Below are 15,819 nucleotides of genomic sequence, written 5' to 3'. Positions count from 1 at the left end.
CGATCGGCTCTGCCGGCGAGCGCACGGTCGGGACGACCCTGAGGGGGAGCCACCGGAGCCGAAGGAGAGCCCGAGATGTCGACCTGCACCTGCACCAGCAAGGACGAGACGACCCGGCCGTGGGCTGGGGTCCAGGACGAGCTACGACGCCCCAGCGCGGAGCTCCGTCGACTGATCCCGGAGGTTTACGCCGGCTTCGCGGACCTGCACGCCAGCGCGCTGGCGCCGGGGAGCCTGGACACGAAGACAAAGGAGCTGATCGCCCTCGCGCTGGCCGTTTCGTCGCAGTGCGACGGCTGTATCGCGTCCCACGCCCGAGGCGCGGCTCGGTTGGGGGCGACCGATCGGGAGGTCGCGGAAACTCTGGGCGTCGTCCTGCTCATGACCGGCGGCCCGGGGACGGTGTACGGCCCCCGCGCGCTCTCGGCCTTCCGCGAGTTCCAGGCCGAGCTGAGCCCGCAGAACTGAGTAACCGTCAGGCGAAGCCTGGGCGATCGGTCAGTGCTGGTCCTTCTTGCGCATCTCGGCACCGAAGACCGCCGCCTGGGCCCGGCGCTCCATGCCGAGCTTGGTGAGCATGACGGAGACATAGTTCTTGACGGTCTTCTCGGCGAGGAAGAGTTGCTCGCCGATCTCCCGGTTCGTCATGCCCTCGGTGACGAGGTCGAGGATCTCGCGCTCGCGGGCGGTCAGCGCCTCCCACCTCGGATCAAGCTTGTCGCCTTCGCGCAGCCGGGTGAGGACCCGTTCGGTCACCGCCGGGTCGAGCAGCGAGTGGCCAGCGGCAACCTGCCGGATCGCGTCGATGAGATTGCTGCCCTTGATCTCCTTGAGCAGGTAGCCCGCAGCGCCGGCCATCACGGAGGCGAGGATCGCGTCGTCGTCGTCGTAGGACGTCAGGATGATGCAGCGCGTGGCGGGGACGGCGGACCGGACGTCGCGACAGACGTCGATGCCACTGCCGTCCGGGAGCCGGCCGTCGAGCACCGCGACCTTCGGCTGCAGCGCCTTGATGCGTGGCAACGCCTGCGCCGCCGTGCCGGCGTCACCGACGACCGTGATGTCCGGAGCAGCCTCGAGCAGATCGGCGATGCCCCGACGCACGATCTCGTGGTCGTCGAGCAGGAACACGGTGATGCGCTCGTCCGCCTCCGGGTTCACAGCGGAATCGTCCATCGCAGGTGTGTCCCTTCGCGGTTCGGTGTCGTGTGCTCGGTTGGGGCGGGTCCCACCTCGAGCGTGCCGCCGTACTGCTCGGCCCGGACGCGCATGTTGTCCAGCCCGCTGCGCCGGGTGATCTCACCCAGCCCGACGCCGTCGTCGACGACCTCCAGCGACAACGCGTCCGCCGCGACCGTCACCGACAGCTCCACCGTAGTCGCCTGCGCGTGCCGAGCGGCGTTGCTCAGCGCCTCCCGGGCGACGGCCACGAGGTCGTCGGCCAGGTCCGGCCCGACCATGGTGTCCACCGGCCCGCCGAACCGCACCCGCGGCTCGAAACCGAGCACCCTCCTGGCCTCACCGACCACTTCGAGCAGGCGGGCGCGGGGGGCGTTCGGCCGCTGCGCCACCGACCCACGCAGGCCGAAGATCGAGGTCCGGATCTGGGCGATGACGTCGTCGATGTCCGTCACCACCCGATCGATCCGCGCCGTCCGTTCGGCTTCTCGCAGCCCGGCCGCTCCTTGCAGCGTCATGCCCGCGGCGAAGAGCCGCTGGATGACGTGGTCGTGCAGATCACGGGCAATCCGGTCCCGGTCCTCCAGCAGGAGCACCCGTTCCTGGTCGTGCCGGGCGTCCGCCAGTTCGAGCGCCACCGCGGCATGGTTCGCGAACGCGAGCGCCATGTCGAGGTCGGCGTCGTCGAACCGGCGGCGCCCGCGCTGCCGTGCCACCGTCAGCGCGCCACGGGTCCCCTCCGCCCCGATGAGCGGGACGACCATGGTCGGCCCCACCTCGATCACGCGGGAGAGGTGCACCACGTGCCGGTCCTCCGCCGCCGCGTCCCCGAGCATGACCGGTTGTCCGGTCTGCAGCGCGAGTCCGACCATCGAGTCCTCGCGGGGATAGGTGTACCCGACGATCTCCGCCGAGTGGTCGCCCGAGGCGACCGCCACGTGCAGCACCTCCGGATCCACCGCCGGCAACACCACCGAGACCAGATCCGCTTCCGCCAGCAACCGAGCCTGACGGGCAATCAGCTTCAGCGGATCCTCGCCGCCCGGCGCCATCAGCCGCTGCTGAATCTGCATCGACGCCTGCAACCAGTCCTGCCGACGCTTGGACTGCTCGAACAGGCGTGCGTTCTCGATGACGACACCGGCGGTCGCGGCGAGGGCGATGACGACGCGTTCGTCGTCCTCGGAGAACCGACCGGACGCCGATTCGGAAAGATAGAGGTTGCCGAACACCTCGTCGCGAACGCGGATCGGCACACCGAGGAAGCTGGCCATCGGCGGATGGTTCGCGGGAAACCCGACCGAACGCGCATCGTCTCCGATGTTGCGGAGCCGGATCGGCTGCGGGTCGTCGATGAGCGCGCCGAGCAGGCCCTTGCCCGCCGGAAGGTGGCCGATGCGCTCGACCGCGTCGTCGTCCATGCCGACGTGGATGAACTCCTCAAGACCGCCGACCGGTGCAAGGACACCGAGCGCCCCGTACCGGGCGTTGACCAGGTCGCACGCCACCTCGACGATGCGCCGGAGCACGACCGGCAGTGCCAGGTTGCCGATGATCGCGGTGTTGGCCGCGAGCAGGCCACGGAGGCGGCTCTGGGTTCCCATCAGTTCCTGCGCGCGGTCGACCAACTGCAACAGCAGCTGGTCGAACTCGAGCAGGGGTGCTTGCGGCAGCGGGGAAGACGGGTCGGCACCGGTCACCTGCCCAGCATGCCGGACCGGTCGGCCCCTGGGCCAGGGACCACCGGCCCCGCGCGTCCCGGCCGAGCGACCCTGTTCCCGACCGCCCAACAGGGGCAGTCTCGAGGTGAGCCGCGCGACACACGAGGAGGCGGGCGTGTCCGAGGAGAGCTTCACCCCGTACGCACAGGTCCACGAGACCCACACCGGTGTGGTGATGCTCGTCGGCGACCGTGCCTACAAGGTGAAGAAGCCGGTTGACCTGGGATTCTGTGACTTCACCTCGGTGGCCGAACGAGCCCGCGTCTGTCGCCGCGAGGTCGAGCTCAATCGGCGCCTCGCGCCCGATGCCTACCTCGGCGTCGCCGAACTGCACCTGCCCGACGGGCAGCAGTGCGAACCGGTGATTGTGATGAATCGCATGCCACCGGAGGCCCGACTGGCGACCCTCGTGCGCCAGGGCCAGGCCGGCGGCCCGGAGATCGCCGAGATCGCGCGCCGGATCGCGGACTTCCACGCCGACTGCGACCGGCGGCCCGACATCGACGCCGACGCGACCGCGGCCGCCGTCCGGGCGCACTGGGCGGCCGGCTTCACCGAGCTGCGCGCCCTGCTCGCGGCCTGGCCCGACGCTCCCCTCGGGGCCGACGTCATCGATGCCGTCGAGGACGCCGCCCTTCGGTACCTGAACGGTCGCGCGCCGCTGTTCGATGCGCGCATCGCCGCCGGTCGCGTCGTCGACGGGCACGGCGACCTGCTCGCCGACGACATCTTCCTGCTGCCCGAAGGGCCGCAGATCCTCGACTGCCTGGAGTTCGACGACCACCTGCGGCACGTCGACCGGATCGACGACATCGCGTTCCTCGCGATGGATCTCGAGCGCCTCGGTGCCCCCGACCTGAGCAGGTCCCTGCTCACCGAGTACCGCCGTCACACCGGCGACGACGCCCCGGCGTCGCTCGTGCACCACTACCAGGCGTACCGGGCGTTCGTCCGCGCGAAGGTCACCTGCGTGCGCGCCCGGCAGGGCGACCCGGAGGCACCCGCCGCCGCGCGAGCCCTCGCACAGTTGTGCCTCGACCACCTGGCGGCGGCCACCGTCCGTCTCATCCTCGTCGGCGGCCTCCCCGGGACGGGTAAGTCGACGCTCGCGCACTCCATCGCCGCCGACCTCGACTGCGCCGTGATCAGCACCGACCGCGTCCGCAAGGAGATCGCCGGGCTCGACCCCGACACCCCCGCCCCCGCCGGCTACGGCGACGGGCTCTACACGCCGGAGCACATCGCGGCGACCTACGCGGCCGTTCTGGACCGCGCCGAGGCGCTGCTCGCGCACGGCCGGTCGGTGATCCTCGACGGGTCGTGGACCTCGGCGGCTCCACGGGACCGGGCCCGCGAACTCGCGGAACGGGCGGCCGCCGTCCTCGTCGGGCTGCAGTGCGTCGCCCCCGCCGAGGTCGCGGACGCGCGGATGGTCGGCCGTCGCGGACCGTCCGACGCGAACGCCGAGATCGCCGCCGCCATGCGCGCGCACGCCGACTCCTGGCCCGACGCGGTCGCCGTCGACACCGGCGGCGAGCTCGCCGACGCCCACAAACATGCCGTCGACGTCGTCCTCGGACGCCTGCGGTGACGCCCCATCAGACCGAAGGAGTTCCGATGACTGCCGCCACGTCCCACCACGCACGCATGGCTCTGCGCCGCGCCGCGGACCGCGCCCGGATGGCCCCCTCGATCCACAACACCCAGCCGTGGCGGATGGAGATCGACGGCGACGCCCTGGTGCTCTCCCTCGACCCGGAGCGCCTCGTGCCGGCGATCGATCCCCACGCGCGGCAGTCCTGGATCAGCTGCGGTTGTGCCCTGTTCAACGCCCGCGCCTCGCTCGCCGGTGAGGACACCGGCTACCGGATCTCGCGGTTCCCGGAGGGCGAGAACTCGCTCGTGTTCGCACGGTTGGAGGTCCTGGGCGCTCTCGACCTCGACGAGGACGAGCGTGCCGCCCGGGGCACACTGCGCGAGATCGCTGCGACGATCCCGCTACGCCGCACCAACCGAACCCGCTTCACCGAGGACGAGATCTCGACCGGCTTCCTCGCGCGGCTCTCCGCTGCCGCCCTGGTCGAGGGCGCGATCCTCACTGCCGTCCACCGCGAGGAGCACCGCGAGGTCGTGGCCCGCCTGACGCGCCGTGCCGACGCCCGCCAGTTCGGGAACCCCGCCTTCCGCGCCGAGCTTCGGAACTGGAGCACCGACGACCCCGACCGCCCCGACGGCGTTCCCGCGATCGCGGTGCCGAAGGTCGACGGAAGCACCGTCGACGAGATCCCGCTCCGGGACTTCGACTCGCACGGCCACGGGCGGCTCCCCGCCGACGTGCACTCCACCCGCCACCAAACGATGATGCTGCTCGGGACCGATGGCGACTCCCGCTCCGACTGGCTCCGAGCCGGCGAGGCCCTGGAGCACGTGTTCCTGGAGATCGCCCGGTTCGGCTACGCGACCAGCCCGATCATGCAGGCACTCGAACTCCCCGAGACGCGCAGTGAGTTCCGGCGCGAACTCGGGCTGAACTTCTACCCACAGTTCCTCTTCCGGATCGGACGGGCGGGAGCCACCGCACCGGTCCCCCGACGTGACCTGCAGGACTTTCTGCACGAGGATCACCTCACCGGGCACTGAGGGTCGTGCCCCAGCCCAGGGAGACACCATGGAACGGCTCGTCGTCGGCGTGGACGGTTCGGCCGGCGGACGCCGGGCTCTGGACTGGGCCGTCCGCCACGCCCTCGGGGCGGGCTCGAAGCTGGACGTGGTCCTCGCCTACCAGCCCGAGCCGCTCTCCTTCGCCGCCGGCGGCACCGACGGCCGGGACCTCGCTGAGGAGACCGCGACCGCGCAACTGCGCCACGACCTCCAGGATGTCCTGATGCACCATCAGGAAACTCAGCCGACCATCACCAGCCGCGTGGTCCCCGGCAAGCCGGCCGACGTCCTCCTCGACGCGGCCCGGGACGCCGATCTCCTCGTCGTCGGCAGCCACGGCAAGGGCGGGCTCGCCACCACCCTCCTCGGTTCGGTCAGCGAGGCCTGCGTCCGCCGCGGCACCACCCCGGTCGTCATCGTCCCCGCGCGCTGAACCCCCGCACCTGAACTCCCCGGCGCCCCGACGTCAGACGCGATGGGCGGCCCGGGTGACCGGGACGACCATGAGCACCAGGCCACCGATCAGCAGGACGCCGCCCAGGCCGAGGGCGCCACCAGCGAGCCAGGGCAGGGCCGGGACCTCCGCGCCGGCGCGGACCGTGAGACCGAACCCGGCGTTGCCGTCGGGGGGCATCAGCACGACCGACCAGTCGCCGCCCTCGGAGTCCCACGTCAGCGCCTGCGGAGGCGACCCGGCCGTCGAGGCGACCCAGATGCCGGCCGATGCGGGGTCCGCGGGGACCCGGTCGCCGGGAACCAGGACAGGCGCCGCGTCGCGCGAGAGGTCCGAGATCCTCGCATGAGCAACCCCGTTCAGGAATGTCTCGACGTCGTCGGTGCGCGCAATCCCGACGAAGACCGGCTGTGCAGCAGAGGTCGGTACCTCGACGCGGACGGTGCCGAGCAGGGAATCCGGGCCGAAGCGTCCGAGGTCGAGGTCGGGAAGGTCGATCTCCTCGCTCACGAGGGCGTAGCTGGACGTGTCGTAGTGCCGGTGCGGCGTCATCAGCAGGCCGTCGGTCCGCTGGGTGCGGTCCGCCCAGAGCATCGCTCCGCCCGCGGCGGCCAGACCGCTACCGGTCAACGCGAGCACCGCACCCGCGACGACGGAGGTCACCCGCCGCGCCGTCCATCCGGTTCCGGTGGCGGCCGCCTCCGGAGCGATGCTCGGCGCCGGCGTGTCGACCTCGACCGTTCCCGGATCCGCCCCGCCGGTGTCGAGGCGGAAGGGCGGGTACGCATCGGTCATCAACCCGGCGTAGGCCGCGACCCGGAGCGCCCATCGGTCCATGCCGACCGCGAGGTCGTACAGGGGCTCGGGGTAACGGCCCGTGAAGAGCAGAACGACGCCGGCTGCGAGGACCAGGACCCCGACGAGCCCGGTGAAGATCCAGGGGAAGGATCCGTCGCCGTCGAAGAGCGGGCCGAAGCCGCCGACGAACAGCGCGACGATCACGTAGTGCGGGATCGCCAGCAGCCACCACTTCACGAGCACCAGGCCGCGGGACAGTCGCTCGGGCCGGTCGATCTCCAGCCGGGCCGGGTAGTCCGGCACATCGGCGAGGGTGAAGGGCGGGTACCGGTCGGTCCCGAGCGCACCGTAGGAATAGTGCTGCACCCGCCAGGTCCAGCGCAGGACCCCGACGTTGAAGTCGAAGATCGCCGCGGGGTAACGCCCCGTCAGGAGGATCGCGACGCCGGCGACGGCGGTGAGGACGACGAACGCCAGCCAGAGGAACGCGAGGATGACGAAGTGCGGCAGCGCGGCCGCCCACTTCACCAGCCACAGCCAGCGCGAGAGCTCGGGGTCACGTCGGCCGCTCACCCGCACCGGGTAGGGCCGTGCGGTGACCCGCTCCATCGTGTCCATCCTCGACTCCTCTCCTCCTGCGCGCGCAGCGCTCACTGCGGCGCGTCGTCGTAGCGCTCGGCGATCTCGGCGAGAATCCGGTCGCGGGCTCGCTCCACGTCGTGAGCCCGGCGCGCAAGCAGATCTCGTTCCACCGCTGCGACGGCGGCGCCGAGCTCGCGGTCCTGGAGGGTGCCGACAACCCAGCGGGAGAAATCGCCCCGGCCGAGGTGGTGCTCCGCCGAGGTGGCCTCGACGTCGTGCAGCATTTTGGCGAACTCGCGCAGATCACGGGCGGCCGTCAGCTCCGTCCCGGTCGGGGACCGGAACCGGAACCACTGGTGCCCGGGCAACGGCTGGGTGACGTACTTGTGCCAGTGGCGACGATGGGGTGTCCGCCGCGGCGTCAGGGCGAACTCGCGTTCGGGACCGCCGCCCTCGCGAAGCAGGGCCGTCCCCGTCCCGGCAACCCCTGGCAGGGGCGCACCCGTCACCCGGATCGTCAGGTCGATCGCCGCCAGCGCGGTCTCGCTCAACTGCTCCGGAACGTAGGTGATCAGGCAGTACCCGAGGTCGGCGGGGCGGAAGATCGCCGTCGCCGCGCCCGCGCCCCCGAGCGTCTGGTGCGCCTCGTCGATGACGATCCAGTGCGGCACCCCGGTCACCGCGCGCTCGGCCTCCACAACACTCGCGACGTCGTGGAGGTAGGCAACACGGTGAGCGGGCGAGGTGCCCGACAGGTCGAGGACGACGCTCGAGCGTTGGGCGCGGAGCACGCTGATCAGTTCGTGGGGGGTGGGCAACTGGGCACCGTCGCCCAGCACCGCGGTGTTGCGGAGGTGACCGAGCCCGATGTGGTCGCCCTCGACGTCCACCACGAGCACGGAGTAGCCCGCGGTGACCCACTGCTCGATGAGCAGGCCCGCCATGTGCGACTTCCCGGCGCCGGACCCGCCGCAGACGAGGATGTTCGACTGCGCACCCGGCACGCTCGCCACCCCTCCGTCGAGGAAGTGCCCGATCGACAGGCGGCGCCGCTCGGGACGGACCGGGCAGGTGCCGCGGACCAGGGGGCCGGCGAGGAAGTCCGCCACACCGTCGCCCGCGGCGCCCGCGGCGCCCGCGAGGACGAGGTCGGCGTGCTGCTGGAGCGACGGCACCGCGTTGGCCACCGCCACTCCGAGCTCAGCCACCTCGAAGAGAGCGAGGTCGTTCTCGGCATCGCCGACGGCGACGGTGTTGTGCGGCGAGATGCCGAGCTCGTCCAGCGCCGCGACCAGACCGGTGCCCTTCGACACTGCAGACGGCAGGACCATGAGTTCGCTGCGGTTACGCAGGAGCTGGCAGTCCAAACCGAGCCGCGCCACCTCGGCGACCACGACATCCGTGTCGTTCGCCGAACCGGCGAGCAGGACCTCTCCGGACCGGACCGAGACGCCGGCCGTACGGAGCGCGACGGCGAGCGTCTCGTCGACGGGGCGGGCCAAGGTCCGTCCCCCGTCAGGACCCAGCAGCACCGCGCCGTTCTCGGCGACCACCAGGTCGAAGGCGTCCGCCAGCCCGGGGAACTCGGCGTCCATCTCGGCTCGGATCCGTCCCGTCACCAGGATGGCCGCCACGCCCTCGGTGCGCGCTTCCTCGATGGCCGCCATCGCGCCCTCCGACAGGTCGGAACCGCTCGTCAGGGTCCCGTCCAGGTCCAGGGCGACCGCCCGCACGAAACCGGCCACGGGTCACCGCAGCGAGTCGTGGCCGGAGGCGCTCCACGAACGTCCGATCTGCATCGCGATCTCGGCGCTGATCTCGCGCGCCCAGGCGCGGATCCGGTCCCAGTCCCGATGCTCGCCCGCCGACTTGGTTCGGGCCATCAGCCGCGGCAACAGACCACGGGCGGTCTCCGGCAGCAGCGCGCCGGCGAAGGTCACCGGACGGGAGACACCGATCTCCGCCGCGAGGGTCGCGACGTCCGGGGGCGTCGGATCCTTCCACGGGCCGGGGCCGGTGACCGACAGGCCGCTCTGGAACAGCCACACGCGACGGGCCATCAGCGCCTTGCGCTCCCGCCGGAGCAGACGCATCGCCGGTCGCCGCCAGCGGCCGGCGTAGATCGCGCTGCCGAGGATCACGAACTCGTACGGGTGCACGGACATGACGACATCCGCCGGGCGCACGTCGACGTCCAGCCGGTGGAGCCGGAGCTCCATCGCGATCGCCTCGGCGATCTCCTTCGTGCTCCCGCACTTCGATCCGTACGCCACCAGCACGCGCCCGTCCATCTCCTCGCTCCCTCGCGTCGCGGCGCGGTCCGGTGATCCCGGCGGCCGTCGCCTCCACTTCAGCCTGCGCTGCGCCGGGGGGGAGTCCCAGAGGCCCTCGACTCACCCACTTCGGGCCAAAGGTCCATGCCGGGTCCCAACCACCGCCCCTGCAGCCGAGACGGCTCACACGGCGAGGGTGAGGACAGATCGATCTCTGCCGACCCGTCCGACCGGAGGAACCGTGGACGCGCTCGACCTCGCGCGGTGGCAATTCGGAATCACCACCGTCTACCACTTCCTGTTCGTGCCGATCACCCTCGGCCTCTCGATGCTCGTCGCCGGTCTGCAGACGGCCTGGCACCGCACCGGGAAGGACGCGTACCTCCGGGCCACGAAGTTCTGGGGGAAGCTCCTCGTCATCAACTTCGCCATGGGCGTGGTGACGGGCATCGTCCAGGAGTTCCAGTTCGGCATGAACTGGAGCGACTACTCGCGCTTCGTCGGCGACATCTTCGGCGCCCCGCTCGCGATCGAGGGCCTGCTCGCGTTCTTCCTCGAGTCGACCTTCCTCGGGCTGTGGCTCTTCGGCTGGGACCGGCTGCCCAAGCGCGTGCACCTGGCCTGCGTCTGGCTGTTCGCCATCGGGACCTGGCTGTCCGCCTACTTCATCCTCGCCGCGAACTCCTTCATGCAGCACCCGGTCGGCTACGAGATGAACGGCGAGCGGGGGCGCGCCGAGTTGCACGACTTCGGCGCCGTGCTCACCCAGAACACGGCCGTCGTGACCTTTGCCCACACGATCCTCGCCGCCCTGATGACGGCCGGCGCGTTCATGCTCACGATCGCGGCCTGGCACGTGCGCCGGGCGTCCTCGCCCGAGGTCTTCCGACCGAGCATGCGGCTCGCGATGTGGGTCCTGCTGATCGCCGGCATCGGTACTGCGGTCAGCGGTGACGTCCAGGCCCGCATCATGACCGAGCAGCAGCCGATGAAGATGGCTGCTGCGGAGGCGATGTACGACACCACGGACAAGGCCGGCTTCTCCCTGTTCACGATCGGTTCGCTCGACGGCGACGAGGAGATCGCCAGTCTCCGGGTTCCCGGCCTGCTCTCGTTCATGGCGACCAACGACGTCAACGGCACCGTCGAGGGCATCAACGACATCCAGGAGCAGTACGAGGCCACCTACGGACCCGGCGACTACAAGCCCAACATCCCCGTCACCTACTGGTCCTTCCGTCTGATGATCGGGTTCGGCACGCTCGCGATCCTGATCGCCCTGGTCGGGCTCTGGGTCACCCGACGCGGCCGGGTCCCCCGCAGCCGCCTGTTCTACCTGGGCACGGCGTCAGCCGTGACGCTGCCGTTGCTCGCCAACACCTTCGGCTGGATCTTCACCGAGATGGGCCGCCAGCCCTGGACCGTCTTCGGCGTCCTGCAGACCGAGGACAGCGTCTCCCCCACGGTCTCGACCTTCGACGTCGCGACCTCGCTGACCGTGCTGACGCTCCTCTACGGGGTGCTCGCCGCCGTCGAACTGAAGCTGCTGTTCACCTACGCCCGTTCGGAGCCTCCGCAAGTCACGTCGCACAGCGACGACGACGAGTCCGACCGACCGCTCGCCTTCGCCTACTGACCGCCCACCGATCCCGACGGACTGCCGAGAAGAGAATTCGATGGAACTCACGACACTCTGGTTCCTGTTGATCGCGACCCTGTGGTGCGGGTACTTCCTGCTGGAGGGGTTCGACTTCGGCGCCGCGATGCTGATGCCGGTGCTGGCCCGCAACGACCGCGAGCGGCGGGTCGTCCTCAACACGTTCGGCCCGGTGTGGGACGGCAACGAGGTCTGGTTGCTGGTCGCCGGCGGCGCGACCTTCGCCGCCTTCCCTGAGTGGTACGCCACTTTGTTCAGCGGCTTCTACCTGCCGCTCCTGCTGATCCTCGTCGCTCTCATCGTCCGCGGGGTCGCGTTCGAGTACCGCGGCAAGATGGATGACGACACCTGGCGCCGGCGCTGGGACCTGTGCATCGTGATCGGCAGCGCACTGCCGGCCGTGCTCTGGGGTGTCGCGTTCGGCAACATCGTCCGCGGCGTCCCCCTCTCGGCCGACCACGAGTACTCCGGCAGCTTCTTCACCCTGCTCAACCCGTACGCGCTGCTCGGCGGCGCCGTGACGCTGACGCTCTTCCTGCTCCACGGAGCCGTCTTTCTAACGCTGCGGACGACCGGCGAGGTCCGGGACCGCGCCCAGCAGGCGACCCAGAACATCGCCCCGGTGGCGATCGCGGCCGCAGTCGCGTTCCTCACCTGGACGGCGGTCGACCAGCGGGACGTGGCGGCCATCGCCATCTCCGTGCTCGCCGCTCTCACCCTCGTCGCGGCCCTCGGTCTCACCGCCGCCTCGCGGGACGGATGGGCGTTCGTCGCCACCGGCGCGACGATCGTCCTCGCCACCGTCTCCCTGTTCGTCGCGCTCTACCCGAACGTGCTCCCGGCGACGGACCCAGCGAACTCACTGACCGTCACGAACGCCTCGTCCACCGGCTACACGCTCACCGTCATGACCTGGGTCGCGCTGATCCTGACCCCGATGGTCGTCGCCTACCAGGCCTGGACGTACTGGGTGTTCCGCGCCCGCGTCGGGGTCGAGCACATCCCGGCCCTGGCGATGCCCAAGGCCGTGTCGGCGGCCCTGGCGGCGCCGGCACTGGAGCCGGAAGCCCCGCGGGAGACGCTGCAGGGCATGCAGTGAAGCCGGTCGATCCTCGCCTGGCGCGCCGCACCCGCAGTGTCCGTCGCCACCTGGCGGCCTGCGGGGTGCTGGCGGCGGTCGGCGCCGGCCTCACGCTGGCGCAAGCGGTACTGCTCGCCACCGCGATCGCCCGTGCTTTCACGGGCCGGTCCGATCTGGCGGAGCTCGAAGGCGTTCTCGCCGCGCTCGCGGCGGTGCTGGTCGCTCGCGCCGGTCTCGCGGGACTCGAGGACCTCCTCGGCCGCCGCGCGGCCGGGCGGGTGAAGGCGGAACTGCGGGCTCAGACCCTCGCCGCGGTCGCGGCCGGGGCCGGCCAGGGTCGTCCCCCGGGCGAGATCGCGACGCTGACGTCCACCGGTCTGGACGCGCTCGACGGCTACGTCGGCCGCTACCTCCCGGCGCTGACCCAGGTCGCCGTCGTGCCGCTCCTGGTGCTGGGCGGGCTGGCGGTCACCGACCTGACCGCCGCGGCGACCGTCGCGATCACCCTTCCGCTGATTCCGCTGTTCCTCGCGCTGGTCGGCCTGTCCACCGCTTCCTACACACGGCGTCAGATGCGCCTGCTGACCCGGCTCGGCGGCCACTTCGCCGACGTCGTGCGCGGCCTTCCCACCCTGAAGGCGTTCCGCCGGTCTCGCGCCCAGGTCGCCACGATCGCCGAGATCAGCAACCGCTACCGCGTCGCGACCCTGCGGACCCTGCGTCTGGCGTTCCTCTCTTCGCTCGTGCTCGAGTTGGTAGCGACGTTGTCCGTCGCGCTGGTGGCCGTCGGGGTCGGCCTCCGTCTCGTCGAGGGCCACCTGTCGCTGCAGACCGCGCTCACCGTGCTGATCCTCGCGCCCGAGGCCTACCTCCCGTTGCGCCGCCTCGGCGCCCTCCACCACACGAGCGAGGAGGGAATCACGGCCGCCGCCGACGCCCTCGACCTGATCGACTCCACTCCGCTCCCGGGCGGTCGTCAGGCGGCACCGGACCCCGCGAGCCTCACTCTGACAGTTCGCGACCTGACGATCGATCACCCCGACCGGGACCGTCCCGCACCCGTCGACCTCACGATGAGCGTCCGTCCCGGTGAACTGCTCGCGGTCACCGGCTCGAGCGGCAGCGGGAAGTCCACGCTGCTGCGCGTGCTCGCCGCGCTGACCCCCGCACCGGCCGGGCACATCGAGATCGGCGGGACCGACCTCGCGGAGATCGACGCCGAGGCCTGGCGGTCGCGCGTCGCGTGGGTCGGGCAGCAGCCGTTCCTGTTCGCCGGGTCGCTCGCGGACAACATCCGCCTGGGCCGTCCGGCCGCGACCGACCTTGAGGTCGCGCAGGCGGCGGAGCTCTCCGCCCTCGGCGACCTGCTCGCGCGGCTGCCCGCCGGACTCGACGCCGAGATCGGCGAGGGCGGCGCCGGACTGTCCGCCGGCGAGCGCCGCCGCGTCACGCTGGCCCGGGCGTTCCTGCGCGACGCCCCGCTCCTCCTGCTCGACGAACCGACCGCGGACCTCGACGCCGAGACCGAACGTCGCGTCGCCGCGGCGATCCGCGCGCAGGCGCCCGAGCGGACAATCGTCGTCGTCACCCATCGGCCCGCGCTCCGGGACCTCGCCGACCGCGTGGTGGACCTCGACCACGTCGCCGACGTCGGCGTTGTGCTGGTGGACGCGGAGGTGGCGGCATGACGGGCCCGGTGCTGCGCCTGCTCCGGCTCGCCCGGCCCGCCGCGCCGCGGCTCGCCCTGGCCGCGTTGCTGGGCTGTCTCGCGTCGCTCGCCGCGGTGGGCCTGACGGCCGTCTCCGCCTGGTTGATCTCCCGGGCCGCGCAGCATCCACCCGTCCTGATGCTGATGGTCGCGATCGTCGCCGTCCGGACCTTCGGCATCGGACGCGGGGTGCTCCGGTACGCCGAGCGCCTGGTCGCCCACGACGCCGCGCTGCGCCTGCTCGCCGACGTGCGGGTCCGGTGCTTCGAGGCGGCCGAGCGCATCGCGCCCGCGGGGTTACGCGGCTTCAACCGCGGGGACCTCACCGCCCGCTTCGCGGCCGACGTCGACGCCGTGCCGGACGTGCTCGTCCGCGGGCTGCTGCCCCTGGCGGTGGCGTCCGGAACCGGTCTTGCGGCCGTGGTCCTGCTCGGTGCCATCGCCCTGCCGGCCGGGCTGATCCTGCTCGCCGGGCTGGTCATGGTGGGCGTCGTTGTCCCCCTGCTGCAGAGCGCCCTGGCGGCGGAGGCCGAGCGCGCTCCCGCCGCGCTGCGTGGCCGGCTCGCCGGTCAGACCGTCGACCTCGTCGACGGCCTCGACACCTACCGCGCGTACGGCGCGGTCCCGGACCGTCTCGCCGCGATCGCCGAGACCGAACGAGCGCTGGCGCGGGCGGACCGGCGTTCTACCTTCGTGCAGGCCGCGGCCGCGACCGCGATGGCGCTCGTCGTGGGCGCCGTCGTGTGGACGCTGCTGGCGTTCGGCACCCACCAGGTGCACGCGGGTGGCTTGGATCCGGTGCTGCTCGCCGTCGTCGTCCTGACACCGATCGCCGTGTTCGAGGTGGTCGGCCAGGTCCCGGAGGCGGTCCGACGGCTCGATGCCGCCCGCGGTGGGCTCACGCGGGTGTTCGAGGTGCTCGATGCGCCGGCGCCCGTGGCCGAGCCGGCCACGCCCGCGACGCTCCGGCCGGGCCCGCACACCCTGCGCGTCGAACACCTGCGGGCCGGGTGGCCGGACGGGCCGGACGTGCTGCACGACGTCTGTCTGGAGCTGCGGCCCGGACACCGCGTCGCGGTCGTCGGCGAGAGCGGGTCGGGCAAGTCGACCCTGGCCGCCGCGATCCTGCGGTTCGTCGAACCGCGTGGTGGAGCGGTGCTGCTCGACGGCGTCGACACCCGCACGCTCGCCGCCGACGACGTCCGCCGCGTCGTCGCGACCTGTGGTCAGGACGCGTACCTGTTCGACTCCACGATTCGGGCCAATCTCGTGCTCGCCCGACCCGACGCGTCGGACCACGAACTCTGGGCCGCACTCGACGCCGCCCGGCTCGGCGACTGGCTGCGGAAGCAGCCCCGAGGCCTCGACACGGCCGTCGGCCCGGCGGGGTCGGCCCTCTCCGGTGGCCAGGCTCGACGTCTCGCACTCGCGCGCGCCCTGCTCACCGACGCCGAGATCCTGATCCTCGACGAACCCACCGAGCACCTCGATCCCGCGACCGCCGCGGAGCTCATGCGGGACCTGCTCGACGTCACCGCCGGGCGGACCACCCTCCTCATCACCCACGACCGCGCCGCCCTCAGGGGCGTCGACGCGGTGGTCGAACTCGTCCATGGACGCTCGCACACCTGGACCGCAGCGGCGGGCTGAGTGTCCGTCAGGATGCCTACGACACAACATGTTGCGGTCATTCTGCCGGTCGCCC

At 71.7% G+C, this 15,819-nt stretch carries 13 protein-coding genes; 8 read left to right on the top strand and 5 right to left on the bottom strand.

The genetic code is table 11. The annotated features are described in order from the left end of the window. The first annotated feature begins 75 nt into the window (after positions 1-75). Entirely contained in the window at positions 76-468 is a 393-nt protein-coding gene (locus tag SPOPO_RS0113115) for a carboxymuconolactone decarboxylase family protein (protein WP_019875267.1), read from the top strand. 30 nt (positions 469-498) lie between these two features. On the opposite strand, the gene SPOPO_RS0113110 is transcribed toward SPOPO_RS0113115, so the two are convergent. After that, positions 499-1,176: a response regulator gene (locus SPOPO_RS0113110; protein ID WP_028984746.1), complete on the bottom strand. Its 678-nt coding sequence runs from the start codon at positions 1,174-1,176 to the stop codon at positions 499-501. Then, positions 1,158-2,879, bottom strand: coding sequence for a sensor histidine kinase (locus SPOPO_RS0113105; RefSeq protein WP_019875265.1), 1,722 nt, complete (start codon positions 2,877-2,879; stop codon positions 1,158-1,160). Before SPOPO_RS0113105 ends, SPOPO_RS0113110 begins: the two co-directional genes overlap by 19 nt. A 136-nt stretch (positions 2,880-3,015) precedes the next feature. On the opposite strand from SPOPO_RS0113105, the gene SPOPO_RS0113100 reads away from it, so the two are divergent. Genes SPOPO_RS0113100 through SPOPO_RS0113090 form a run of 3 tightly spaced genes read left to right on the top strand, consistent with a single transcriptional unit; the run spans position 3,016 to position 5,994 of the window. Next, complete coding sequence (locus SPOPO_RS0113100) at positions 3,016-4,491, top strand: bifunctional aminoglycoside phosphotransferase/ATP-binding protein (protein ID WP_019875264.1); 1,476 nt, start codon at positions 3,016-3,018, stop codon at positions 4,489-4,491. Between the two features lie 26 nt (positions 4,492-4,517). Continuing rightward, positions 4,518-5,540 carry an Acg family FMN-binding oxidoreductase gene (locus SPOPO_RS0113095; RefSeq protein ID WP_019875263.1) on the top strand — a complete coding sequence of 341 codons (1,023 nt, stop codon included), beginning with the start codon at positions 4,518-4,520 and terminating at the stop codon, positions 5,538-5,540. 28 nt (positions 5,541-5,568) lie between these two features. After that, a complete protein-coding gene (locus tag SPOPO_RS0113090) occupies positions 5,569-5,994 on the top strand; it encodes a universal stress protein (RefSeq protein WP_019875262.1) in 426 nt (141 codons plus the stop codon). A gap of 33 nt (positions 5,995-6,027) precedes the next feature. Here the strand turns inward: SPOPO_RS0113090 and SPOPO_RS0113085 are convergent, their stop codons facing one another. Genes SPOPO_RS0113085 through SPOPO_RS29425 form a run of 3 tightly spaced genes read right to left on the bottom strand, consistent with a single transcriptional unit; the run spans position 6,028 to position 9,686 of the window. Then, entirely contained in the window at positions 6,028-7,431 is a 1,404-nt protein-coding gene (locus SPOPO_RS0113085) for a DUF4389 domain-containing protein (RefSeq protein WP_019875261.1), read from the bottom strand. A gap of 32 nt (positions 7,432-7,463) precedes the next feature. Then, a complete protein-coding gene (locus SPOPO_RS0113080; protein ID WP_019875260.1) occupies positions 7,464-9,140 on the bottom strand; it encodes an HAD hydrolase family protein in 1,677 nt (558 codons plus the stop codon). 3 nt (positions 9,141-9,143) lie between these two features. Then, positions 9,144-9,686: a flavodoxin domain-containing protein gene (locus tag SPOPO_RS29425; protein WP_019875259.1), complete on the bottom strand. Its 543-nt coding sequence runs from the start codon at positions 9,684-9,686 to the stop codon at positions 9,144-9,146. A 223-nt stretch (positions 9,687-9,909) separates the two neighbouring features. Here SPOPO_RS29425 and SPOPO_RS0113070 point away from each other — a divergent pair, with 223 nt between their 5' ends. Genes SPOPO_RS0113070 through cydC form a run of 4 tightly spaced genes read left to right on the top strand, consistent with a single transcriptional unit; the run spans position 9,910 to position 15,764 of the window. After that, positions 9,910-11,304, top strand: a complete 1,395-nt coding sequence (locus SPOPO_RS0113070) for a cytochrome ubiquinol oxidase subunit I (protein WP_019875258.1) — start codon at positions 9,910-9,912, stop codon at positions 11,302-11,304. A 40-nt stretch (positions 11,305-11,344) separates the two neighbouring features. Continuing rightward, positions 11,345-12,424 carry a cytochrome d ubiquinol oxidase subunit II gene (gene cydB / locus SPOPO_RS0113065; RefSeq protein WP_019875257.1) on the top strand — a complete coding sequence of 360 codons (1,080 nt, stop codon included), beginning with the start codon at positions 11,345-11,347 and terminating at the stop codon, positions 12,422-12,424. Further along, complete coding sequence (gene cydD, locus SPOPO_RS32815; protein ID WP_019875256.1) at positions 12,421-14,094, top strand: thiol reductant ABC exporter subunit CydD; 1,674 nt, start codon at positions 12,421-12,423, stop codon at positions 14,092-14,094. The genes cydB and cydD overlap by 4 nt, the downstream gene beginning before the upstream one ends. Then, on the top strand, positions 14,091-15,764 hold the full coding sequence (gene cydC, locus SPOPO_RS32810) for a thiol reductant ABC exporter subunit CydC (protein WP_019875255.1): 1,674 nt from the start codon (positions 14,091-14,093) through the stop codon (positions 15,762-15,764). Before cydD ends, cydC begins: the two co-directional genes overlap by 4 nt. The last annotated feature ends 55 nt before the right edge of the window (positions 15,765-15,819 follow it).

This window comes from Sporichthya polymorpha DSM 43042 (assembly GCF_000384115.1).
In the GTDB taxonomy this organism is placed as follows: Bacteria; Actinomycetota; Actinomycetes; order Sporichthyales; family Sporichthyaceae; genus Sporichthya; species Sporichthya polymorpha.
Note: the sequence above shows the minus strand (reverse complement) of the source record. Positions and strands in the feature narration are given on the sequence as shown.